Origin of the sequence: Bradyrhizobium sp. CCBAU 25360, from assembly GCF_028128695.1 — a bacterium.
Classification (GTDB): Bacteria; Pseudomonadota; Alphaproteobacteria; order Rhizobiales; family Xanthobacteraceae; genus Bradyrhizobium; species Bradyrhizobium ottawaense.
The window spans coordinates 444,350-467,409 of sequence record NZ_LBJA01000044.1; the positions used below are offsets into that span (position 1 = coordinate 444,350).

Here is a 23,060-nt window from a genome sequence, read left to right on the forward strand (position 1 = left end):
CCTTTGTCTAGCTTACGGCTTCGCCGGCGTCTCGGTCGCCGTCTTGCCGGACGGGTTACTGAAGTACCGGAAGAAATCCGAGTCCGGCCGCAGCAGGAAGCGGGTGTCGTTCGACTTCAGCCCGTTCTCGTATGCCGTCATCGACCGGTAGAAGGCGAAGAAGTCGGCATCCTTGCTGTAGGCTTCGGCGAACAGGCGGTTGCGCTCGGCATCGCCCGCACCCCGGGTCTGCTCGGCCTGCGAATTCGCTTCCGCGACGATGACGGTCGCCTCACGATCGGCCTTGGACTTGATCTCCTGGGCCTTCTGGCCGCCCTGTGCGCGGAACTCGGCCGCCTCGCGCTCGCGCTCCGTCTTCATACGTTGATAGACCGCCTGGCTGTTCTGCTCCGGCAGGTCGGCGCGGCGGATCCTGACGTCGACGACCTGGATGCCGTAGCCGTCGGCCTCGCGATCGAGCTGGTCGCGGATGCGCTGCATCAGCTTCTCGCGATCGTCGCGCACCACGTTGATGAAGGTGACCTCGCCCAGCACGCGGCGCAGCGCCGCGTTCAGGAGCGTGGTGAGCTGGATGTTGGCAGCCTGGATCGAGCCGACGCTCTGATAGAAGCGCAGCGCATCCTTGATGCGGTAGCGCGCGAAGGCGTCAACCACGAGCCGCTTCTGATCGGAGGCGATCGCTTCCTGCGACGGGTTCTCCAGGTCGAGAATCCGCTTGTCGATGTTGATCACCGAATTCCACGGCGCCTTGAAGTGCAGGCCGGGTGCGGTGACGACGTCGACGGGCCGGCCGAACTGCAGCACGATGGTCTGCTCGGTCTGCTGCACCGTGAATAGCGACATGTAGCCGACGATCACGACGAGCAGGAGCCCAAGCAGCGTGACGATACCTGTGACCGGGGACCTCATCGGCTACCTCCGCTCGACTGCGGACCGGTGGTAGGCGGCCGCTTGGTCGTCAGTTCGCCGAGCGGCAGATAGGGCACGATGCCCTGGCCCGAGGGCCCGCCGTCATAGACCAGCTTGTCCGCGCCGCCGAGCACGCGCTCCATCGTCTCCAGATAGATCCGTTCACGCGTCACGTCGGGCGCCTTCTTGTATTCCTCGTACACCTTCAGGAAGCGCGCGCTCTGGCCCTTGGCCTCGGCAACCGCCTGCTCCTTGTAACCTTCGGCGGCTTGCATGATCTGCGCCGAGCGTCCGCGCGCCTGCGGCACCACCTGGTTGGCGTAGGTCTGTGCCTCGTTCTGCAACTGCTCGAGATTGGCGCGCGCCGCCTGGACGTCGCGGAAGGCGTCGATCACCTGCGCCGGCGGATCGACCTTCTGCATCTGCACCTGGCTGACCTGAATGCCGGCGCCGTAGCTGTCCAGAGTCTTCTGGATCAGCTCCTGCACGCCCTGCTCGGTGACGTTGCGCGCGCCGGTGAGGATCGGCTGGATCTGCGAGCGGCCGATCACCTCGCGCATCGCGCTCTCGGAGACCGCCTTCACGGTGCCTTCGGGATTCTGGATGTTGAAGAGGAAGTCGCCGACGCCATCCGGCTTGATGCGCCAGAGCACGGTGAAGTCGACGTCGACGATGTTCTCGTCGCCGGTCAGCATCAGGCTCTCTTCCGGCACGTCACGAATGGAGCGGCCGCGCCGCGCCGGATCGTCGATCAGCGTCATGCCGATGGAGATGGTGTTGACGCGCAGCGCCTTGGGCAGCAGCACTGTCTCGATCGGATAGGGCAGATGATAGTTCAGGCCCGGCTGCACGGTGCGAACATGCTTGCCGAAGCGCAGCACGACGCCGAGTTCTTCGGACTGCACGCGGAAGAAGCCCGACAGCAGCCAGAACGCGACGATCAGCAGCACGATCAGCGTGATGCCGATGCCGGAGAAATAGCCTCCCGGCATGATCTGCTGGAGGCGGTCCTGGCCGCGCCGCAGAAGGTCTTCCAGATCCGGCGGCCTCGGCCCGACCGGTTGCGGGCCTGAGCCCCATGGTCCCTTCGGACCCGAGCCCCATGGGCCACCGCCCTGATTCTTCCACGGCATTCGACGCTCTCCTCGGCAGGGTGGAATTGCCCCCGCCCGCTTTGTCCGGTCCGGCTTTATAGGGGACAGGCAAGTCCCTTACAACGCAGCGGTGCCCGTCTTCCGAGCTATGCTCGGGCACGAAAAAGTCAATGTAAACATTGACGAAAGCGGTTAATGGCCGCGCCGCCGACGATATGTCACATAGGAGAAGTCGGCGCTGTCGTCGGGGCCGGCAGCATGGCGGATACGTTCAACCTCGTCCCATTCCGCCTTGTCGATGTCGAAACGCGTGTCGCCTTCGGGGCGCGCGTGCACTTCGGTAACTTCGAGGCGATCGGCGCGGTCGAGCCATTGCCGATAGATCTCGGCGCCGCCGATCACCGCGATCTCGGTGACCGAACGCCGCAGGGCGTCGCCAAGCGCAACCGCGCCGGCATCCGCGGCCGATGTCGTGACAATGGCGCCGTTGGCGCGATAGGCCGCATCGCGCGTGATCACGATGTTGGTGCGGTCCCGCAGCGGCCGGGGCAAGGATTCGAAGGTCTTGCGGCCCATGACCACGGGCTTGCCGATCGTCAGCGCCTTGAAGCGCGCCATGTCGGATTTCATGCGCCACGGCATGGCGTTGCCGGCGCCGATGACGCCGTTCTCCGCGATCGCGACGACGAAGACGATCTCCATCAGGGCGCACTCCCGGCAAGCCGCGTCAGCGCCGGCCCGGTGACACGGCACAGCGTCCAGTCGTCCATCATGACCGCGCCGAGCGACTTGTAGAACGCGATCGACGGCGCGTTCCAGTCGAGCACCGCCCATTGCAGGCGGGACCAGCCGTTCTCGACGCATTCCTTGGCGAGATGGACCAGCAGCGCCTTGCCGAGGCCCCTGCCGCGGTGCGACGGCCGCACGTAGAGATCTTCGAGATAGATGCCATGGCGGCCGCTGAACGTGGAGAAATTCGCAAACCACACCGCGAAGCCGACCGGCTCGCCGTCCCACTCGGCGATCGCGCAATAGAGTTGCGGTCTCTCGCCGAACAGCGCGTCAGCGATGTCGGCCTCGGTCGCCTCGACCTCGTGCGAGAGCTTTTCGTATTCGGCGAGTTCTCGGATGAAAGCGAGAACGAGCCCGGCTTCGCCCGGGCGCACACGGCGGATGTTGAGCGACATCGGCGCTAGACCGCGACTTCCGCCTTGATGTGCGGATGAGGATCGTAGCCGACGAGCTCGAAATCCTCAAAGCGGAAGGAGAAGATGTCCTTCACATCGGGATTGATCCGCATCACCGGCAGCGCGCGCGGCGCGCGCGTGAGCTGAAGCCGGGCCTGCTCCAGATGGTTGGAATAGAGATGGGTATCGCCGAACGAATGCACGAAGTCGCCGGGCTTCAGGCCGGTGACCTGCGCCACCATCATGGTCAGCAGCGCATAGGAGGCGATGTTGAAAGGCACGCCGAGGAAGACGTCGGCCGAGCGCTGATAGAGCTGGCAGGACAGCTTGCCGCCTGCAACGTAGAACTGGAACAGGCAATGGCATGGCGGCAACGCCATCTTGTCGACCTCGGCTGGATTCCACGCCGAGACGATCAGGCGGCGCGAGTCCGGATTGCGCTTGATCATATCGACCACGTTCGCAATCTGGTCGATGCTGCGGCCGTCAGGCGCCGGCCAGGAGCGCCATTGATGACCATACACCGGGCCGAGATCGCCATTGGCGTCCGCCCATTCGTCCCAGATGGTGACGCCGTTATCGCGCAGATATTTGATGTTGGTGTCGCCCTTCAGGAACCACAGCAGCTCGTGGATGATCGCCTTCAGCGGCAGCCGCTTGGTGGTTAGCATCGGGAAGCCGGCCGACAGATTGAAGCGCATCTGATGGCCGAACACCGAGAGCGTGCCGGTACCGGTCCGGTCGGTCTTTTCGGCGCCGTCTGAAAGAATCCGCTCGAGCAGGTCCTGATACTGGTGCATGTGCGACTGAGCCTTTGGGGAGCCGGCGAACTTAGCGGCCGCCCCCGCGCTGCAACAGCGGCGATTCGCTGTCCGCTCCGATTATACCCGGAAAAGTGAGTCCTCCCGGCGCAAACGACAAGGGGCGGAACTTACGTCCCGCCCCTTGCCCTATCAGCTTGATCGCATTGCCTAAGTTGCCGGCTTCAGCACCGGGGTCCATTTCGCGATTTCGTTCTTCACGAGGGTGGCCAGCGCCTCCGGCGTCCGCTCCGCGGGACCCGGGATGACGCTGCCGAGCTCGAGCAGGCGCTTCTTCACGGTCTCGTCGTCGAGCGCCTTGTTGGCCGCAGCGTTCAGGCTGGCCAGGATCGCCGGCGAGGTTCCCTTGGGCGCGAACATCGCATTCCAGGCCTGGGCCTGGAATTTCGGCAGGCCCGCTTCTGCCGTCGTCGGCACGTTCGGAAGCGACGGATTGCGCTCCGGCGTTGCGATCGCATAGGCCTTGATGGTGCCGGCATTGATCTGCGGCACGGCATTGACGATCTGGTCGCACATGTAGTCGACCTGCCCCGCCACCAGCGCGTTCATCGCAGGTCCCGTGCCGTTGAAGGGCACGCCGACCGGCTTGATGTCGAGGATCGAGTGCAGCAGCTCGCAGGAGACGTGCGAGACCGAGCCGACGCCGGCATGGGCAGCGTTCACCTTCTCGGCGTTGGCCTTCACATAGGCCACGAACTCCTTCAAATCCTTCGGCGGAAAGTCCTTGCGCGCGAGGATCAGGATCGGGGTACCCGCGAGCAGCGCGATCGGCTCGAAGTCCTTCTCGGGATGATAGGCGAGCTTGGGATAGAGCGGCACGGAGGCGGCATGCGTGCCCATATGCCCGGTGATGAGCGTATAGCCGTCATTGGCCGCGCGCGCGGCGCGGGTGGTTGCGGTGGTGCCGCCGGCGCCGACCACGTTCTCGATGATGACGCTCTGTCCCAGCGTCTGCGCCATATGCCCGGTGACGATGCGCGAGATCACGTCAGTCGGTCCGCCAGCCGCGAACGGTACGATCATGGTGATGCTGCGCGTCGGATAAGTCTGCGCATCGGCGGGCGCAGCAAAAGCGCACAGCGAGGCGAGCGCTGCGGCACATGCGCTCGTGAGCGCGCGAATGAAGGTCATGTCGATCCCCGTCGTTCCCTTGGACACAAGCAAAATGCCGGCCCAAAGGCCGGCATTTTCATTTCACGAAGCCGTAACACAAGTCGATTCGACTTCCGAATGCGGCGCGCCGACGCAGGACCTAGTTCTCGGACTCCGTGAACACCTGGTCGCGCTTCGACCGCAACACAGGCAGCACCGTAAGCAGCAGCAGGCTCGCCGCGATCGCGAGCAGCACCGCCGACAGCGGACGCGTCAGGAACACGCTCCAGTCGCCACGCGAGATCAGCAGCGCACGGCGCAGGTTCTCTTCCATCAGCGGTCCGAGCACCATGCCGAGCAGCAGCGGTGCCGGCTCGAAATCGTGCTTGATCAGCCAGTAGCCGACGAGACCGAACACGCCGGCAAGGATGACGTCGACCGGCGCGTTGTTCACCGAGTAGATGCCGATCGCGCAGAAGATCACGATCGAGGGGAACATCAGCCGGTACGGCACGCGGAGCAACCGGACCCAGATTCCGACCAGCGGCAGGTTGATGATGATCAGCATCAGATTGCCGATCCACATCGAGGCGATCATGCCCCAGACCAGGTCGGGCTGCTTCTGCATCACCTGCGGACCCGGCACGATGCCGTGGATGGTCATCGCGCCCACCATCAGCGCCATCACCGCGTTCGGCGGGATGCCGAGCGTCAGCAGCGGGATGAAGGAGGTCTGCGCGGCGGCGTTGTTGGCGCTTTCCGGCGCCGCCACGCCCTCGATCGCGCCGCGGCCGAACCGCTTCGGATCCTTGGCAAGCTTCTTCTCGAGCGTATAGGCCGCGAACGAGGCGATGACCGCACCACCGCCGGGCAGGATGCCGAGGATCGAGCCGAGCACGGTGCCGCGCAGGATCGGCGGCGTCGAGTCGATCAGATCCTTCCTGGTCGGCATCAGGCCGGTGATCTTCTGCTGCACGAGGTCGCGGTTCATCTCGGCACCGGCGTCGAGATTGCGGATGATCTCGGCAAAGCCGAACACGCCCATCGCCACCGTCGCAAAGCCGAGGCCGTCGGCGAGCTCCGGAATGTTGAAGGCCATGCGCGAGGCGCCGGTCTCGATGTCCGAGCCGACCATCGACAGCAGCAGGCCAAACACGATCATCGCGATCGCCTTCAGCACCGAGCCCTTGGCCAGCACGACCGCAAAGATCAAGCCGAGCACCATCAGCGAGAAATACTCGGCCGGGCCGAACGCCAGCGCGAGCTTGGTGAGCGGCGCGCCGAGCACGGCAATCAGCACGGTCGCGACGCAGCCGGCGAAGAACGAGCCGATCGCCGCAATCGCCAGCGCCGGGCCGGCGCGGCCCTGCTTGGCCATCTGGTGACCGTCGATGGCGGTGACGACCGATGTCGCCTCACCTGGAATATTGACCAGGATCGACGTGGTCGAGCCGCCATACTGGGCGCCGTAATAGATGCCGGCGAGCATGATCAGCGCGCCGACCGGCGGCAATCCGAAGGTGATCGGTAGCAGCATCGCGACCGTGGCGATGGTGCCGATGCCCGGGAGCACGCCGACCAGCGTGCCGACGAGGGCGCCGATCAGGCACATCAGGAGGTTGATCGGAGAGAGCGCGACTGCAAAACCGTGAGCGAGGTTGGCAAAGATATCCATCACACCCTCACTGGATCAGGAAACGCGGGTACATCGGCATCGGCAGCCCGAGCACGTACGGAAACAGGATCGCGCAGCCGATCGTCAGGCAGGCGCCGACGATGGCGGCCTCCAGCCAGCGCGTCTCGTGCGACCCCGTCGCGGCGATCATGAAGCTCGCAAAGGCCGTGACCACGAGGCCGAGCGGCCGGATCGCCAGCGCGAAGAACAGGATCGCCGCCATCACGAACATCGGCCCGCGCCACGAGTAATGGGCCATCGCCGGCCCATCGGTCAAAAGGCCGGTCAGGGCGATGCCGGCGGACAAGGCGACCAGCAGTCCGCCGAACATCCGCGGCGCAGTGCCCGCGCCGAAGGAGAAGCCGCGCATCCCCTGCAGATCGCTCGAGGCCCACAGTGCAAACAGGGCCAGCGCCATCAGGATGACCCCGCCGACATAGTCCTGCGCCGACTTGATGGTCATGAACAGCGTGACGATCGCCACCGCAAAGATCGGATAGGAATAGATCAGCGCGAGCAGCACCTCGGACGACGCCTTCTTGGTGTCACCGGTGGCCGCTCCCATCAACGTACCGGGCGCACCGACGAGCAACGCGGTGGCGTGGCTGATCACGACCGTGGCCGGGCCGCGGCCCGCGCCCCAACCGAAAATCGTCCCTATCGACCAGATGAATTCGAAAATCTGCGGCGCAATCGCCAGCAGACAGAAGCCGAGCGCCACCGATGTGTTTCGGGTGGCAGTCGCCGAGTGGCCCATCGTATCGGCCATGCATGTCTCCTCCGCGACCCGTAAGTCACGAGCACTGTTGTTCTAAATCGGCTGGAAATGGATCCCCCGCCCGACCACTGCCTAGCGATTTTCATTACACAATGCCAGCAAAACCCAACAGTCCCCCGGCGAGCAGGAGCCAGAGTGGATTGATGCGCGAGACCGAGGCGATCACCGCAACCATTGCGGTCAGAAGCACTGCAGCAATTGTGCGATCGGTCGACTGGGCCAGGATCAGGGCACTCGCCGCCATCAATCCGATCGAAAGCGGAACCAGTGCAGCCTGGATCAAGCCGGGCCAGCGCGATTTGCTGGGCCGATTCAGGAGGCGGCTGACATAATAGGCAAGCAACGCGGTCGGCAGGCACATCGCCAGCGTCGCCGCCAGCGCGCCGGGGATGCCGGCGACGGCATAGCCGATTAACGTCACGATAAGCACGTTCGGACCTGGCGAGAGCTGCGCGATCGCATAGGCATCGGTGAACTGCTTGTCGGTCATCCAGTGATGCACCTCGACCGCGATGCGGTGCATCTCGGGCACCGCCGCCGCGGCGCCGCCGACGGCGAACAGCGACATCAGTCCAAAGGTGGAGATCAGCGCCCAGATCGGATTCTCAGGCTTCATGCTGCTACTTTCCGCCGCAGGAAAAAAGTGGCGCCGACACTGATGGGGATCGCGACCAGCAGCACCGCCGGAAGCGGCAGGCGGAGCACGCCGATGGCGAGGAACACGCCGGCCATCAGGATCAGTGCGAGGGGATCCGTCCTCTTCAGCAGCGGCGTCATCATGCGGAACACTACCGCGATCAAGAGACCGACCGCCGCGCAGGAGATGCCGGCGAGGCTGCGGCGCAGCACGTCGAGGTCACCGTAACGGGAGTAGATGATCGCAAGCACCGTCATGATCAGCGTCGGCGGCAGCAACAACCCGGCAAAGGCGGCAAGCCCGCCCGCGATGCCGCGCAGCCTTGATCCGAACACCATGGACAGATTGACGATGTTGGGCCCGGGCAGGAAATGGCAGAGCGCAAAAGTCTCGTTGAACTCGTCCGCATTCATCCAGCGGTGCTGCTCGACGATCGCCCGCCGGGCAAACACCAAGACCCCGCCGAAGCCGGCCAGCGACATCCGGGCAAAGGCCAGGAACAGCGCGAGCAGGCGGGGCGACGCGGCGCCGGCGGCCGGTTGATCCGGCACCTGATCTGGTTGTTGGGCCGCCGGTGCGGAATCGTCGGGCATCACAGGAGCTTAGAGGGCCGGTCGCCACGCCGCCAAGCTCCGGCCCCTGCCCGTCCGGAACCTATCCAAAGGGAACCCTGGGATCGCTGCGCGAAACACCTGTCATTCGAAACCTTTGCGCCCTATATTGGGGCTGCCGGTTCGCCGGCTATGGAAATAAACGGTCGTCGCAATAAACCATTCGGACCCGGGGGCGGTACCCGGCGCCTCCACCAAAGCCCACCAACGGGTCGTCCCGAAGCGGGCTTTGGCGGGGGCGAAATAGGATCGACGAGGGCGTAAAGGGCGAACTTTTTCCCGGTATTGTTCCGCCGTTATCGGGCTACTGCAATAGTTGCCAACGACAACTTTGCTCCGGTTGCTCAGGCTGCGTAACGCAGTTTGAAAGACCATCTTAAAGTCCTAACGGGTTAAGCTCCGTTAGGCGGGGTTCGGAGGCACCTGGCAACAGAAGCCTCCACTTTACTCTTGATTTCTTCCCCGGCGGGGACTCCTGCTGACCCGTCAGGCGCGGTACTATTGCGGCTTGGCGAGTCGGCACGGTCCGGCTTCGGGGATGCAACAGGACCACCATGGCGACCGATCATATCCGATACGATGTGCTGGCCCGCGACGCGCTGCGCGGCGTGCTGCGGAAGGTGCTGACCGATGCCGCGGCCCAGGGCCTGCCGGGCGAGCACCATTTCTTCATCACCTTCGTGTCGAAGGCCGAGGGCGTGAAGTTGTCGTCGCGGCTGCTGGCGCAATATCCGGAAGAGATGACGATCATCCTGCAGCATCAGTTCTGGGACCTGACCGTGCTCGAGGACCGCTTCGAGGTCGGCCTGTCCTTCGGCGGCATTCCGGAGCGGCTGATCGTGCCGTTCAGCGCCATCAAGAGCTTCCTCGATCCGTCCGTGAAGTTCGGCCTGCAGTTCGACACGTCTGACGTCGCCGAGGTCGCGCCCGAGACGCTGCCGACAGCTCCCGCGCCATCGGCCGTCGCCGTGCAGACGCCCGCCCCTGAAACGGCGGAAAGCACGGAGGAGCCGGCGGCCCCGAACCAGGGCGGCGCCGAAGTCGTGCGGCTCGATCGTTTCCGCAAGAAATGATCTAGATTAGGTTCGAGCCCGTCGCACGCGGCCGAACTCCCTATATAGAGAAGCACACGAAAGAGCCGCGCGGTGTTTCGCGCGGTAGAATGGATGTGCTCATGGCCAAAGCCGCCCGCGCGAAGACCGCCCGCCCCGCCACCCGCATCGAGACCGACAGTTTCGGTCCCATCGAGGTCCCTGCCGACCGCTATTGGGGCGCGCAGACCGAACGCTCGCGCCAGAACTTTCGCATCGGCACCGACCGCATGCCGATCTCGCTGGTACACGCGCTCGGCATCGTCAAGCTCGCCGCAGCACAGTCCAACCTCGAGCTCGGCCTGCTCGACCGGCGCCGCGCCAATGCGATCATCAGCGCCGCGCGCGAGGTGATCGAGGGCAAGCTCGATGAGCATTTCCCGCTCGTCGTGTGGCAGACCGGCTCGGGCACGCAGAGCAACATGAACCTCAACGAGGTGATCGCCAACCGCGCCAACGAGCTGCTCGGCGGCGAGCTCGGCGCCAAGAAGCCGGTGCATCCCAACGATCACGTCAACATGAGCCAGTCGTCGAACGATTCGTTTCCGACCGCGATGCACATCGCGGCCGCAAGTCGCATCACTGCCGATCTCATTCCTGCGCTCGATGAGCTGCTCCGCGCGCTGCGCAAGAAGGAGAAGGCGTTCGCAAACATCGTCAAGATCGGCCGCACCCACACCCAGGATGCAACGCCCCTGACGCTCGGCCAGGAGTTTTCCGGCTATGCCGCGCAGGTCGAAAGCGGCATCGCCCGGCTCAAGGTCGCGGTGAAGGACCTCTATCCGCTGGCGCAGGGCGGCACCGCCGTCGGCACCGGCCTCAACTCGAAGCCGCGCTTCGCGAAGCTTTTCGCCAAGCACGTGGTCGGGATCACGAAGCTGCCCTTCACCAGCGCCGCCAACAAATTCGAGGCGCTGGCCTCCAACGATGCCTACGTGCTGGTGCACGGCGCCATCAATTCGGTCGCGACAGGGCTGTTCAAGATCGCCAACGACATCCGCCTCCTGGGATCGGGCCCGCGCTCGGGGCTAGGCGAGCTTGTCCTGCCGGAGAACGAGCCGGGCTCCTCGATCATGCCGGGCAAGGTCAATCCGACCCAGTGCGAGGCGATGACCATGGTGTGCTGCCAGGTGTTCGGCAATCACACCGCGATCACGGTGGCCGGCAGCCAGGGCCATTTCGAACTCAACGTCTACAAGCCCGTGCTCGCCCACAACATGCTGCACTCCATCCGCCTGATGGCGGATGCGGCGCGGTCCTTTACCGAGCATTGCGTGAGCGGCATCCGTGCCGACGAAAAGCGCATAAGTGAGTTGATGCAGCGCTCGCTGATGCTGGTGACGGCGCTCGCCCCGAAGATCGGCTACGACAACGCCGCCAAGGTGGCCAAGACGGCCCATGCCAACGGCACCACGCTGAAGGAGGAGGCGCTGCGGCTCGGCTTCGTCTCGGCTGATGAGTTCGATCGCCTGGTACGCCCCGAGAAGATGACCAGCCCGGGATAGAACTCCGAATTCCGATAGCCATCCGTAATGATACGGACGCTCGGCGCCCTAGAAATGTGCGGCTTTGGGGGCGGGATTTGATTACCGTCAATGTTCCGGCAGGACGGCGTGCTACGCAGCCCTTCCGCCCCTCGACGGGGGCGAAATTCATCGTTTGATGGCCCTAGAGGCCGATTGACGAGGACAAGCGAATGGCGATCAAGTCTTGTGGGGCGCAGTGCGGCACCCTGTTTCTGAGTGTTTCATCCTGCCTGGAAAGGATCGGATGATGGAGACGCGGCATGGGGAACGTCATCAACCTGAATCGTTTCAGGAAGCGCGCCGAACGGGAAGCCTCGGCGAAGCAGGCGGACGCCAACCGGACGAAGTTCGGCCGCACGAAGGCGGAACGGTCAGCGCAGGAGACGCGCGCGGACAAGGCGAAAGCGCATCTGGATCAGCATCAGATCGATCGCGAGGAGCAGCCATGAAGTCGCCGGTCGTGAAACGGTCGATCGTCGTCGCCGGGCACAAGACCAGCGTCAGCCTGGAAGAGGCGTTCTGGAACGGCATGAAGGAGATTTCCGGCTTGCGCAACATGACGTTGTCCGAGCTGGTCGGCGAGATCGACAACAACCGCCAGCAGGGCAATTTGTCGTCGGCGATCCGCCTGTTCGTGCTGGACTACTTCAAGAGCCGGGCCATGGCCCCCCAGCCGGACAAGGTCGCGGCCCAGTAGCCAACCCAGCCCTCGGGGGCGCCTTCGACGGCGCTCCGCCACCCGCACTTTAAAATCACTCTAAGGTGCGGTTTCAGGGAGCGCGCGCGCTTGACCTCAATGCCTTGCGTTGAAAATACAGGGCATGACCGACACCAATGACACGCGCCCGCACATGCCGCTGGGTCTGGCCCAGCGCGGCTATACCGGCGTCATCCAGCATCTTTCCGCTCGCGAGGCGGGCTCGGCGCTCTCCGACATCGAGCTCGAGAGCCGCCTGATCGAGCTCGGCTTCGTCGAAGGCGCCCGGGTCGAGGTCCTGCACGAGGGGCTGGTCGGGCGCGACCCGATCGCCGTGCGGGTCGACAGCATCACGATTGCGGTCCGACGCCGCGAAGCCATGGCCATCATCGTCGCCTAGACAGCGACCGGACCTCTGATCCCGGACCAGTGATTCCATGGAATTACCCCTGCTGCATCTCGCCCTGGTGGGCACGCCGAACAGCGGCAAGACCTCGCTGTTCAATGCCCTGACGGGCAGCCGGCAGAAGGTCGCGAACTATCCGGGCGTCACCGTCGAGCGCAAGGAAGGCTTCTTCGTCACTCCGCTGGGACGTCAGGTCTCGGTGGTCGACCTGCCCGGCACCTATTCGCTGCGCGGCCGCAGCCCCGACGAGGAGATCACCCGCGACTTCGTGCTCGGCAAGGCGTCCGGCGAGACTGTGCCCGACCTCGTGCTGTGCGTGGCCGATTCGACCAATTTGCGGCTAACCATCCGCCTGCTGCTCGAGCTCAAGCGCACCGGACGGCCGATGCTGCTCGTGCTCAACATGTTCGACATCGCGGCCCGCCGCGGCATTACCGTCGACACGGAGCGGCTCGCCAAGGAGCTCGGCCTGCCCGTGGTCACCTCGATCGCGGTGCGCAAGGGCGGCACCGCCGACCTCTTGAAGCTGACCGACGAGATCTCGGCAAAGCTCGCCGCCGAGGCGGCGGCGAACAGCTGGCGCGCGCTCAGCGTCGGCGAACTACGCGCGACCCAGCGCGAGGCCGACCGCATCATCGCCGACTGCGTCAGCCTGCCTGCTAGGCCCGACACCTGGACCGCGCGGATCGACGCGATCGTGCTGCATCCGGTCGGCGGCCTCATCGTGCTCGCGCTGATCCTGTTCGTGATGTTCCAGGCGGTGTTCGCCTGGGCGCAACCAGCAATGGACGTGCTCAAGTCCGGCTTCGACGCGCTCGGGGAGCTCGTGCAGGCCACCCTGCCCGACGGCCTGTTGCAGAGCTTCCTGCAGAATGGCGTGATCTCCGGCGTCGGCAGCGTCATTGTGTTCCTGCCGCAGATCATCCTCATCTTCCTGTTCATCCTGCTGCTGGAAGATTTCGGCTATATGGCGCGAGCCGCGTTCCTGATGGATCGCATCATGGGCGGCGCCGGCCTGCACGGCCGCGCCTTCATACCGCTGCTGTCGAGCTTTGCCTGCGCCATTCCCGGCATCATGGCGACGCGCGTGATCGACAACAAGCGCGACCGGCTGACCACGATCCTGATCGCGCCGCTGATGACCTGCTCGGCGCGTATTCCAGTCTACACGCTGATCATCTCGGCTTTCATCCCTGCGAAGGACGTCTGGGGCTTCATCAACCTGCAGGGCCTCGTGATGTTCGGCCTCTACGCCGCCGGCATCATCAGCGCGCTTGCCGTCTCGTTCCTGATCAAGTTCTTCATGCTGCGCGACTTTGCGCCGGCGCCGTTCATGCTGGAGCTGCCGGACTACAAGATGCCGCAGCTGAAATCGATCGCGATCGGCATCTACACCCGCGCCAAGATGTTCCTGGTGCGCGCCGGCACCACGATCTTCTCGATGATGGTGCTGATCTGGTTCCTGGCCTCGTTCCCGCAGCCGCCGGCGGGCGCCACCGAGCCCGCCATCGACTTCAGCCTCGCCGCCATCATCGGCAAGGCGCTCGAACCCCTGCTCGCCCCGGTCGGCTTCAACTGGCAGATCGCGGTCGCGCTGATCCCGGGCATGGCGGCGCGCGAGGTCGCGGTCGCCGCCCTCGGCACCGTCTATGCGATCGAAGGCGGCAAGGAAGCGGCCGAGCAGATCGGCCAGGTGCTGGCGACGAAGTGGTCGCTCGCCACCGCGCTGTCGATGCTGGCCTGGTACATCTTCGCGCCGCAATGCGCCTCGACGCTGGCCGTGATCCGGCGCGAGACCGGAAGCTGGACCTGGATGGCCGTGACCTTCACCTACATGCTGGTGCTGGCCTATGCCGCGAGCCTCCTGACGTACAACGTCGCGGTGGCGCTGGGCGCCGGCTGAAGCCCTCAAAACTAAAATTGCGAAAACAACCCCATGCACAGTAGACCGGGGTTGTGAAATCAATGGCTTACGCGAGTGCAGGAATCATCCGGGCCAGGCGATCCCAGGAAACCGCGACCATTGATTTCGGTCAATGGTCCACCTCACCCGCCTGTCACGCTTTCTCGTCGTCCTGCAAAGGGAGAGAGCACATGACTGGACATGCCAAGCTGATCGGACTGTTCGTCACCGCCGCGCTGTTCACGGCAGCGCCCCTGTCGTTCCACACCTCGCCGGTGGATGCGCTCGCCGTGTCCGTTGACACCGCCGAGGCCCGCGTCGGACGCCCGCTCACGCCGGGAAGCGTTGCCGGCGTCAACCGCAGGGTCCATCGGCGGGCTTACTACGGTGCCGCAGCGGCGGGAGCTGCCGCCTATGGCGCCTATGGCTATCGCCGGGCTTGTGGATATCACCCCTATCCGCCCTGCTATTGAGGCGCCGGTTCGAGGGCGCACAAGCCGTTGAGCTAGATCAACACCGGGCCCCACTCCGGCGGCAGCGTCGAGGTCTGACCGCGTAGGACGGACCATGAACGCGCTGCTCAGGGAAATCCGGCACAGCCCGCTGCTGTGGCTGCTGGCTGTCGTGCCTGTCGTGATCGTGCTCGAGCATGTCATGCCGGACGCGCATACGCTGCTGTTCGTGCTGGCCGTGATCGCCATCGTGCCGCTCGCGAGCCTGCTCAGCCACGCGACGGAGGCCGTGGCCGAGAAGACCGGCGATGCGGTCGGCGGGCTGTTGAACGCCACGCTTGGCAATCTCACGGAGCTCATCATCGCGGTCACGGCGTTGCAGGCCGGTCAATACATGCTGGTCAAAGCCTCGATTGCGGGTGCGATCGTGACCAACTCGCTATTCATGCTGGGCGCATCGCTGTTTCTGGGCGGATTGAGGCATCGCGTGCAGGAATACAACCGGGCAGGCGGCAGGCTCCATTCCGCGCTGCTGCTGATGGCCACGATCGCCCTGTTGTCACCCTCGGCCGTGGCCGACCTCGACTTTCCCGGCCACGAGGCGACGGTGCAGCGCTTGAGCACCGCCTTGGCGGTCCTGCTGATTGCGGCCTACGGTCTCAGCCTGCTGTTCTCGCTGAAGACGCACAAGGAGCTGTTTGCAAGCAGCGACCATGGCGAGGCAGGCGGCCCGATACTGCCGATTGCGATCGCCGTTCCGACACTGGGAATCGTCACCGTGCTGGTGGCACTCGTGAGCGAGATCTTCGTGACATCGGTGCAGAAGGCCGCCGAAACGCTCGGCATGACCCCGGCATTCGTCGGATTCATCGTCGTTGCCCTGGTCGGGGCTGCGGCCGAGATGGCCGTGGCGTTTTCCGCGGCACGCCGCAACCGGCTCGACTTGAGCGTGAGCATCGCGCTCGGAAGCGCCAGCCAGATCGCCTTGTTCGTCGCACCCGTTCTCGTGCTGCTGAGCTACGTCGTCGGGCCGCAGCCCATGGACCTTCAATTCTGGCCGGGAGCGGTGACCATGGTCATGATCGCCACCGTGGTGACGAGCTTCGTCACCAATGGCGGACGCTCCGCCTGGTTCGTCGGTGCCCTCCTGCTCTGCATCTACACGATCTTCGCGATGACGCTCTACATGGTCCCGCCCGGCTCGCACGGCCCGGTCTAAAGCATGATCCGGAAAAGTGCGCGGCGGTTTTCCCGAAAGGACCATGCTTGAACAAAAACCTAAAGGCCGCGAGCCGGTTGACCTGTCGGGCAAAACAGCGGCACGATGGCATCATCGGCCTCAACAACATCCAGATCGCGACCAGCTCCGCGCGACACCCTGCTTCCATGGATCGCTTCAGTACCGACAACCTGACCGCCGAGAGGCTGAACGAAAGTCACCTCGCCGACCTCGTCGCGCTCCATCTGGATCCCGAAGCGTCGCGTTACATCGGCGGCGTGCGTTCGGCGGAGGCAACGGAGAAATATCTCGCCGTCAACATGGCGCACTGGGATCAATACGGTTTTGGCCTGTGGACCCTGCGCACGAAAGACGGCGCATTTGCCGGGCGGGCCGGCATCCGGCACATCCTGGTGGATGACGTGGACGAGATCGAGATCGCCTACGCGTTCACACCCAGTCTCTGGGGCCGGGGATTTGCCAGCGAGACCGCGACCGAGCTGACTGAGATCGGGCTGTCACAACTCGAGCTGCCGTCTCTCATCGGCATCGTCTATACCGCAAACGGCGCATCGCGCCGCGTGCTGGAGAAATCGAATTACCTGCTCGAGCGGCGCACGAGTCGTCACGGCGAGGACGTGGTGATCTACCGCGCAAGGCGATGACCGCCACGATGCGACCGGATCCACCTGCGGCGAGCACAGGAGCTTGTGTTCAGTTTTGAACCGACAGCACCGAGCTATCGGCACAGTCTATTGCGGCTCGTCCCTTGGACGCTCCCGACCCGCAACTGGCTTCTTGCACGATAGCTCAAGCCGGGGCCACCGATCGCCCGGGCAAACCTCTTTGCGGGAACTCGTTCCTGTCTGAAGAGTTCCTTGGAAGGACCTCTTCTTCGGTCCAACCCCGGCTGCCAGCCTCTGGGCGCTCGGGCAAAATCAGCTTCCGGAAGATATGCGCGAGGGGGTTCAATGACCGGTCCGTCGAGGGCTGCTCCAGACAGCGACCTTAAGGATTCGCCGAGAGTTTCGACCGGCAGCGACGGCCTGGATGACATCCTGGGCGGCGGCCTGGACGCCAATCGGATGTATCTTTACGAGGGCCGGCCCGGCACCGGCAAGACCACGATCGCGCTGCAATTCCTTCTGAGAGGTGTGCGTGATGGCGAACGCGTGCTCTATATCTCCCTGTCCGAAACCAAGAGGGAGCTGAGTGTCGTCGCGCGTCGGCATGGCTGGTCGCTGGACGGGGTCGACATCTTCGAACTGGTGCCACCGGAGACGACGCTCGACCCGGAGCGCGAGCTCACGGTCTTCCATCCCGCCGAAATGGAGCTGAGCGAAACCACCAATTTGATCTTCAGGGAGGTCGAACGAATTGATCCCACCCGCGTGGTGCTCGACAGCCTGTCCGAACTGCGCCTGCTGGCGCAGAACCCGCTGCGCTATAGGCGTCAGGTTCTGGCCCTGAAGCACTTTTTCACCAACCGCAACTGCACTGTCGTTCTCCTCGACGATCTCTCGTCCTCTCAGGACGACCTGCAACTGCATTCGATTGCGCACGGCGTGGTGATGCTCGAACAGCTCGCCATCGACTACGGGGCCGAGCGGCGCCGTCTTCGCGTGATCAAGATGCGGGGCATCCGGTTTCGCGGTGGTTACCACGATTTTACAATTTCGGAAGGCGGCTTGCGGATCTTCCCCCGGCTCGTCGCGGCCGAACATCACAAGTCCTTCGCCGGTGAGCCCATGTCCAGCGGCAACGCCGAGCTCGATCAGCTCTTGGGAGGCGGGCTCGAACGCGGCACCAACGCGCTTCTGCTCGGCTCTGCCGGTGCGGGCAAGTCGTCGGTCGCACTGACCTATGCCATTGCGGCGGCCGAACGTGGCGAGCACGCCGTATTCTTCGCATTCGATGAAGGCCGTGGAACGGTCGAAGCACGTGCACGGACACTTGGCTTGCCTCTGGAGAAACATCTCGCCTCGGGAAAAATCCGGTTTCAACAGATCGATCCGGCCGAACTGTCGCCCGGTGAGTTCGCGGCGACGCTCCGCCGAAGCGTCGAGGCCGACAACGCCCGCCTTGTCGTCATCGACAGCCTGAACGGTTACCTGAACGCGATGCCGGATGAACGTTTTCTCATCCTGCAGATGCATGAACTCCTGAGCTACCTGGCACAGCAGGGCGTCCTCACCATCCTGATCCTCGCTCAGCATGGGCTTGTAGGTCCCATGGATACGCCGCTCGACATCAGCTATTTGAGCGATGCAGTGCTGATGCTGCGCTATTTCGAATTCGGTGGAACGGTGCGGCGCGCCTTGTCAGTCGTCAAGAAGCGTAGCGGCAATCACGAGCATAGCATTCGCGAATTCCGGCTCGGCAGCAGCGGGATCAGGCTCGGCCCGCCACTGCAGGAGTTCAGCGGCATCTTTTCCGGCAATCCGCATTATACCGGCAGGGCACTGCCGGAAGGGCCATTCGAATGAGCCTCGACCCGGATCACCGCGTTCTCGTATTCGCCCCGATCGGCCGCGACGGGCCGGCATCGACCGAACTCTTTCGCGGCGCGAGCCTGGAGGCGGTCAACTGCCGCGATCTGTCCGCGCTCGTCAGCGCGATGACCGAAGGCGTGGGCGCGGTCTTCCTGGCCGAGGAAGGATTGTTCGGGAGAGACACGGCGCCGCTGGCACAATGGATCGAGCGCCAACCGCCGTGGTCCGACCTCCCTTTTGTCGTTCTCACCAGCCATCGAGAACAGCCGGCGGTCGTCGCGTGGCGACGCAGTATCGTCGAGCTTCTCCGTAACGTCTCGCTGCTCGAACGGCCGGTTCAGCCAATCACGCTGACCAGCGCCATCCAGTCGGCGATCAGGGCACGCCGGCGTCAATATGAAATCCGGGCTCTGCTCGAGGCCCGCGAGCAGACCGCGCAGGAGCTCGAGAAGCTGGTGGTCGAGCGGACGCGCGAGCTGAAGGAAGCCAACGAGCAACTGCGTCTCGAAATGAACGAGCGCGCTCGCGTCGAGGAGACGCTTCGCCAGGCTCAGAAGATCGAAGCCATCGGCCAGCTCACCGGCGGCGTAGCTCACGACTTCAACAACCTGCTGATGGTGATTTCCGGCGGCCTCGACATGCTCGACCGCCAGACGGACCCCAACCGCCGTCGCCGCTTGATGGACGGGATGATCCAGGCGGCGCAGCGCGGGGCCAGCCTGACCAAGCAGCTTCTGGCGTTTTCGCGCCGACAGAAGCTGCGCCCGGAACCCGTCGACGTCGCCGCACAGATCGGCGGCATGCGCGAGCTGCTCGATCGAAGCCTGAGAGGCGACGTCCATGTCGAGTTCGAATTTCCGGATTCGCTGTGGCCGGTGGAGGTCGATCCCGGGGAGCTCGAGCTGGTGATCCTCAACCTGGCCGTCAATGCCCGCGACGCCATGCCGAACGGCGGCACGATCCTCGTCCGCGGCGAAAACCTGCCCGAGCTGAACGACGCGGAGATCGCCGGCGACTATGTCCGGCTGTCCGTGATCGACACAGGTGTCGGCATGGCTCCGGAGATCCTGTCGCGGGTCTTCGAGCCCTTCTTCACGACCAAGGACGTCGGCAAGGGCTCGGGACTTGGGCTCGCGCAGGTCCATGGATTTGCGACGCAGTCTCGGGGCACGGTCCGCATTCAATCGGAGGCCGGCCGGGGCACCAGCATCGAACTGTACCTGCCGCGATCGTTCGATGTCCCTTCGAGCGAGCGGCACCTCATCGACCTCACCAGGGTGCGACCGAAGAAAAGCAACCAGGGCCGAATCCTGCTGGTCGAAGACGACGACGAGGTTGCCGCACTGGTCGCCGAGATGCTCGGCCAACTCGGTTACGAAGTCACACGCGCCGCCAGCGCTGCCGCGGCTCTCGGCGCTTTGGCCGATGGTCGCTCCGTCGATGTGATCTTTTCGGACATCATGATGCCCGGCGGCATGAATGGGGTTGAACTCGCACACGAGATCAAACGGCGTCGCAACGACATACCGGTTCTGCTGACCAGCGGCTACGCCGAAGCCTCCGTCCATGAGGCGCAGGCGGCGGGCATCCAGATCCTGGCGAAGCCCTACCACATCGACGAGCTGTCTGCGGCGCTGAGCGCGGCGAGGTCAAGTCTACGGCTCGATGCAGGATCAAAGCGCTCGGGTTCGTACTGACTTCGAACGAACGGGACGGCACCGAACCGCATCGCCGGCCGCCGTCACTTCCCGCGATGACGCAGTGCGTCGACGATGACCTTGAAGGCGGGCGAGTTCTGGCGCCGGCTCGGATGGTAGATGTGGTGGCCGTCGAACGTCGGAGACCAGTCGTCCAGCACCAACGCGCGGTCGCCCCAGGCGATGTGCGCCTTCATGATGTTCTCCGGAACGTAGGCGATGCCGTATCCCCTCAGGGCCGCCTCGACCTGGGTGTAGGAGCTGTTGAACGTCAATTGCCCGTCGACCCAGACGCGAAGCTCCTGGCCGCGCTTGGCGAATTCCCACGCGTAAAGCCCGCCCGCCCGTTCCATTCGCAGGCTGATGCAACAGTGCCCTACGAGCTCGTGGGGATGCTTGGGCGCGCGGTGCTCGGCGAAGTAGCCGGGTCAAGCCACAGCCACCAGGCGCCAATCCGGCTCGATCCGCACCGCGACCATGTCCTTCTCGACGCTCTCGCCGAGACGGACGCCGGCATCGAAGCCCTCCTGGACGATGTCGCGAAATCCGCTGTCGAGGCTGACTTCGGGCTTGATGTCCGGATAGTTCTTCAGGACCGGCTCCAGCTTCGGCCACACCACGCTCTCGAATGCATGGTTCGAGATCGTCATCCTGGTCCGCCCGGACGGCTTGTCGCGGAACGCCATGAGGTCGGCGATGTCGGCCTCGATCTTCGCGATGCGCGGTGCCATCGCTTGCCGCAGCCGCTCGCCGGCGAAGGTCGTTGAATCCTGCCTGGCCATCGCCTTCCACCGCCGAGAGTTCCCATTCATGCCTCCCATCGATCAACGCAAGCGGATTAATCCATCTAATCGGATCGCCCGCCGGGCGTTATGTCCAATGGCGGAGGCGGCCGCGGCTCTCGTGCCCTCCGGCCCCGACCACAGGCGCATGTATCATGTCCAGACGTTGCTTCACGCGCCGGACCGTTGTCGGCGGCCTCGTGGCCATCGCCGCGGTTCCCGGCTCCGTCGCCGGCCTCACCGTGACGAACGCCGCCGGGCGGACGGGAGCTGCGAACATGCAGATGCGATGCGCCTTCGACCGCCACAGTTTTACGGCAACCCTTCTGGACAACCCGTCGGCGAGGGACCTCGTCGCTCTGCTGCCGCTCGACCTCGCCATCGAGGACTATTCGACCAACGAGAAGACCGCCTATCTGCCGCGCAAGCTGACGGAGCTCGACAGCGTCCCGTTCGCCGACGAGGCGCCGGGCGATCTCTGCTACTTCGCGCCCTGGGGCAATCTCGCCTTCTTCCACGGCAGCTATCGCTACTCGAAGGGCTTGATCCGTCTCGGCCATCTCGACGGCGGCGCTCAGCCCCTGCTCACGCGCGGAAAATATCCGCTGCGGCTCGAGCTTCTCTCCTGACGATCAAACCCGAAAGGTTCAGCCATGCTGGCAGCACTCATGTATGGTCCCGGCGACATCCGCTGCGAAGAGGTCGACGATCCCAAGATCCTCAAGCCCACCGACGCCATCATCAAGCTGTCGGCAACCTGCATCTGCGGGTCCGACCTCTGGCCCTATCGCGGCCTGCAGCCGATCGACGGTCGTGCGCAGCACATGGGCCACGAATATTGCGGCGTGGTCGTGGAGGTCGGCAGCGCGGTGAAGACGGTGCGACCCGGGCAGTTCGTCGTCGGCTCGTTCTGCATCTCCGACAACACCTGCCCGCATTGCCGCTTCGGCTTCCATTCCTCCTGCGTCCAGCGCGAATTCATGTCGGGCGCGCAAGCCCCCTACGCGCGCGTTCCGCTGGCCGACGGCACCCTGGTCGCAACCGCTGAGCATCCGTCACCCGATCTCATTGCCGACCTGCTCGCGACCTCCGACGTGCTTGGCACCGGCTGGTATGCCGCCGATGCCGCCAACGTTCGCAAGGGATCGACCGCGATCGTAGTCGGCGACGGCGCCGTCGGCCTGATGGGCGTGCTGGCGGCCAAGGAGATGGGCGCCGAGCGGATCATCGCCATGAGCCGACACAAGACGCGGCAGCAGCTCGCGGTCGAATTCGGCGCCACCGACATCGTGGCCGAGCGCGGCGAGGCGGGAATTGCCCGCATCAAGGACCTCACCGATGGCGTCGGCGCCGATTCCGTTCTGGAGTGCGTCGGCACGCAGGAATCGATGGCGCAGGCGATCGCCTGTTCGCGGCCCGGCGGATCAATCGGCTATGTCGGCGTGCCGCACGGCGTGACCTTCGACGGCCAGGCGATGTTCTTCGCGCAGCGGCGCATGCTGGGCGGACCGGCCCCCGTCCGGCGCTTCCTGCCTGACCTGATCGGCCGCGTCCTCGCCGGCAAGATCAAGCCGGGAAAGGTGTTCGACCTCAAGCTGCCGCTGTCCGATGTCGCCGAGGGATACCGCGCCATGGACGAACGGCGCGCGATCAAGACGTTGATCACCCTCTAAGATGGGGCGACGCCTCACGGCGAAGCGAGAGAGATGATGACGGTGTGGGAGGCAGCTTACCGGAAATACCCCAGCACGAGATCGATGTCCGAGCTTCCGGCCACCGTGCCGTTCAGCTCGGCGTCGATGACACGCCGGCAGGCGTCGATCGCGGCGTGGTCGCCGAGGTCGTTGGCGGCCTCCAGCACGAGCCAGGCGGCGTCCACCGACGCCTTGTCGGGCGCTCCCGCGCCGAGATCGGCGGTCACGGCGCTGTTGAGGTTCTTCTTGCGAACCGCGGTGCCGAATTGAGGCAACATTGCAAATACTCCCCTTTGA

Annotated in this window: 24 protein-coding genes, 1 other RNA gene and 1 pseudogene; 14 read left to right on the plus strand and 12 right to left on the minus strand. The window is 64.6% G+C overall.

Annotation, left to right across the window (positions count from 1 at the left end):
• Nucleotides 1-12: 12 nt before the first annotated feature.
• The 10 genes from hflC to XH81_RS32400 all read right to left on the minus strand — a co-directional run bounded on the left by hflC (nucleotide 13) and on the right by XH81_RS32400 (nucleotide 8,786).
• Nucleotides 13-909 carry a protease modulator HflC gene (gene hflC / locus XH81_RS32355; protein WP_028145453.1) on the minus strand — a complete coding sequence of 299 codons (897 nt, stop codon included), beginning with the start codon at nucleotides 907-909 and terminating at the stop codon, nucleotides 13-15.
• Nucleotides 906-2,042: an FtsH protease activity modulator HflK gene (gene hflK / locus XH81_RS32360; protein ID WP_028145454.1), complete on the minus strand. Its 1,137-nt coding sequence runs from the start codon at nucleotides 2,040-2,042 to the stop codon at nucleotides 906-908. The genes hflC and hflK overlap by 4 nt, the downstream gene beginning before the upstream one ends.
• 153 nt (nucleotides 2,043-2,195) lie before the next feature.
• Nucleotides 2,196-2,705 carry a dihydrofolate reductase gene (locus XH81_RS32365; RefSeq protein WP_028145455.1) on the minus strand — a complete coding sequence of 170 codons (510 nt, stop codon included), beginning with the start codon at nucleotides 2,703-2,705 and terminating at the stop codon, nucleotides 2,196-2,198.
• Nucleotides 2,705-3,190: a GNAT family N-acetyltransferase gene (locus XH81_RS32370; RefSeq protein WP_028145456.1), complete on the minus strand. Its 486-nt coding sequence runs from the start codon at nucleotides 3,188-3,190 to the stop codon at nucleotides 2,705-2,707. The genes XH81_RS32365 and XH81_RS32370 overlap by 1 nt, the downstream gene beginning before the upstream one ends.
• Nucleotides 3,191-3,195: 5 nt before the next feature.
• Nucleotides 3,196-3,990, minus strand: a complete 795-nt coding sequence (locus XH81_RS32375; RefSeq protein ID WP_018319711.1) for a thymidylate synthase — start codon at nucleotides 3,988-3,990, stop codon at nucleotides 3,196-3,198.
• A gap of 171 nt (nucleotides 3,991-4,161) precedes the next feature.
• Entirely contained in the window at nucleotides 4,162-5,142 is a 981-nt protein-coding gene (locus XH81_RS32380; RefSeq protein WP_271596752.1) for a tripartite tricarboxylate transporter substrate binding protein BugD, read from the minus strand.
• Nucleotides 5,143-5,263: 121 nt separating this feature from the next.
• The gene (locus XH81_RS32385; RefSeq protein WP_028145458.1) at nucleotides 5,264-6,778 is read right to left on the minus strand and encodes a tripartite tricarboxylate transporter permease; all 1,515 of its coding nucleotides are present in this window, start codon (nucleotides 6,776-6,778) and stop codon (nucleotides 5,264-5,266) included.
• A gap of 7 nt (nucleotides 6,779-6,785) precedes the next feature.
• Nucleotides 6,786-7,547: a tripartite tricarboxylate transporter TctB family protein gene (locus XH81_RS32390; RefSeq protein ID WP_028145459.1), complete on the minus strand. Its 762-nt coding sequence runs from the start codon at nucleotides 7,545-7,547 to the stop codon at nucleotides 6,786-6,788.
• Nucleotides 7,548-7,641: 94 nt separating this feature from the next.
• Nucleotides 7,642-8,172 carry a chromate transporter gene (locus XH81_RS32395; RefSeq protein WP_028145460.1) on the minus strand — a complete coding sequence of 177 codons (531 nt, stop codon included), beginning with the start codon at nucleotides 8,170-8,172 and terminating at the stop codon, nucleotides 7,642-7,644.
• Nucleotides 8,169-8,786, minus strand: coding sequence for a chromate transporter (locus XH81_RS32400; protein WP_028145461.1), 618 nt, complete (start codon nucleotides 8,784-8,786; stop codon nucleotides 8,169-8,171). Before XH81_RS32400 ends, XH81_RS32395 begins: the two co-directional genes overlap by 4 nt.
• Before the next feature lie 96 nt (nucleotides 8,787-8,882).
• On the opposite strand from XH81_RS32400, the gene ssrA reads away from it, so the two are divergent.
• From ssrA to XH81_RS32460, 12 genes are all read left to right on the plus strand, one after another.
• Nucleotides 8,883-9,248, plus strand: a transfer-messenger RNA (tmRNA) gene (gene ssrA / locus XH81_RS32405).
• Nucleotides 9,249-9,358: 110 nt separating this feature from the next.
• Nucleotides 9,359-9,877, plus strand: coding sequence for an SspB family protein (locus XH81_RS32410; protein ID WP_028145462.1), 519 nt, complete (start codon nucleotides 9,359-9,361; stop codon nucleotides 9,875-9,877).
• A gap of 89 nt (nucleotides 9,878-9,966) precedes the next feature.
• Nucleotides 9,967-11,400: a class II fumarate hydratase gene (gene fumC, locus XH81_RS32415; RefSeq protein ID WP_271596753.1), complete on the plus strand. Its 1,434-nt coding sequence runs from the start codon at nucleotides 9,967-9,969 to the stop codon at nucleotides 11,398-11,400.
• 281 nt (nucleotides 11,401-11,681) lie between these two features.
• On the plus strand, nucleotides 11,682-11,870 hold the full coding sequence (locus tag XH81_RS32420) for a DUF4169 family protein (RefSeq protein WP_028145464.1): 189 nt from the start codon (nucleotides 11,682-11,684) through the stop codon (nucleotides 11,868-11,870).
• On the plus strand, nucleotides 11,867-12,118 hold the full coding sequence (locus tag XH81_RS32425; RefSeq protein ID WP_018319702.1) for a ribbon-helix-helix domain-containing protein: 252 nt from the start codon (nucleotides 11,867-11,869) through the stop codon (nucleotides 12,116-12,118). Before XH81_RS32420 ends, XH81_RS32425 begins: the two co-directional genes overlap by 4 nt.
• 124 nt (nucleotides 12,119-12,242) lie before the next feature.
• On the plus strand, nucleotides 12,243-12,518 hold the full coding sequence (locus XH81_RS32430) for a FeoA family protein (RefSeq protein WP_018319701.1): 276 nt from the start codon (nucleotides 12,243-12,245) through the stop codon (nucleotides 12,516-12,518).
• A gap of 37 nt (nucleotides 12,519-12,555) precedes the next feature.
• The gene (gene feoB, locus XH81_RS32435) at nucleotides 12,556-14,427 is read left to right on the plus strand and encodes a ferrous iron transporter B (RefSeq protein ID WP_028145465.1); all 1,872 of its coding nucleotides are present in this window, start codon (nucleotides 12,556-12,558) and stop codon (nucleotides 14,425-14,427) included.
• A gap of 191 nt (nucleotides 14,428-14,618) precedes the next feature.
• Nucleotides 14,619-14,900: a hypothetical protein gene (locus tag XH81_RS32440; protein ID WP_028145466.1), complete on the plus strand. Its 282-nt coding sequence runs from the start codon at nucleotides 14,619-14,621 to the stop codon at nucleotides 14,898-14,900.
• Between the two features lie 94 nt (nucleotides 14,901-14,994).
• Nucleotides 14,995-16,098 carry a calcium/proton exchanger gene (cax, locus tag XH81_RS32445; RefSeq protein WP_028145467.1) on the plus strand — a complete coding sequence of 368 codons (1,104 nt, stop codon included), beginning with the start codon at nucleotides 14,995-14,997 and terminating at the stop codon, nucleotides 16,096-16,098.
• A gap of 167 nt (nucleotides 16,099-16,265) precedes the next feature.
• Nucleotides 16,266-16,763 carry a GNAT family N-acetyltransferase gene (locus XH81_RS32450; protein WP_028145468.1) on the plus strand — a complete coding sequence of 166 codons (498 nt, stop codon included), beginning with the start codon at nucleotides 16,266-16,268 and terminating at the stop codon, nucleotides 16,761-16,763.
• 306 nt (nucleotides 16,764-17,069) lie between these two features.
• Entirely contained in the window at nucleotides 17,070-18,584 is a 1,515-nt protein-coding gene (locus tag XH81_RS32455; protein ID WP_028145469.1) for an ATPase domain-containing protein, read from the plus strand.
• Entirely contained in the window at nucleotides 18,581-20,287 is a 1,707-nt protein-coding gene (locus tag XH81_RS32460) for an ATP-binding protein (RefSeq protein ID WP_028145470.1), read from the plus strand. The genes XH81_RS32455 and XH81_RS32460 overlap by 4 nt, the downstream gene beginning before the upstream one ends.
• A gap of 44 nt (nucleotides 20,288-20,331) precedes the next feature.
• Here the strand turns inward: XH81_RS32460 and XH81_RS32465 are convergent.
• Nucleotides 20,332-21,063: pseudogene (locus XH81_RS32465) on the minus strand (LysR substrate-binding domain-containing protein); the annotation flags it as partial.
• A 161-nt stretch (nucleotides 21,064-21,224) separates the two neighbouring features.
• Here XH81_RS32465 and XH81_RS32470 point away from each other — a divergent pair.
• Complete coding sequence (locus XH81_RS32470) at nucleotides 21,225-21,698, plus strand: cyclophilin-like fold protein (protein ID WP_085967792.1); 474 nt, start codon at nucleotides 21,225-21,227, stop codon at nucleotides 21,696-21,698.
• A 24-nt stretch (nucleotides 21,699-21,722) separates the two neighbouring features.
• A complete protein-coding gene (locus XH81_RS32475) occupies nucleotides 21,723-22,742 on the plus strand; it encodes a zinc-dependent alcohol dehydrogenase family protein (RefSeq protein WP_271596754.1) in 1,020 nt (339 codons plus the stop codon).
• Between the two features lie 56 nt (nucleotides 22,743-22,798).
• On the opposite strand, the gene XH81_RS32480 is transcribed toward XH81_RS32475, so the two are convergent.
• Nucleotides 22,799-23,041, minus strand: coding sequence for a hypothetical protein (locus XH81_RS32480; RefSeq protein WP_028145473.1), 243 nt, complete (start codon nucleotides 23,039-23,041; stop codon nucleotides 22,799-22,801).
• Nucleotides 23,042-23,060: the final 19 nt, after the last annotated feature.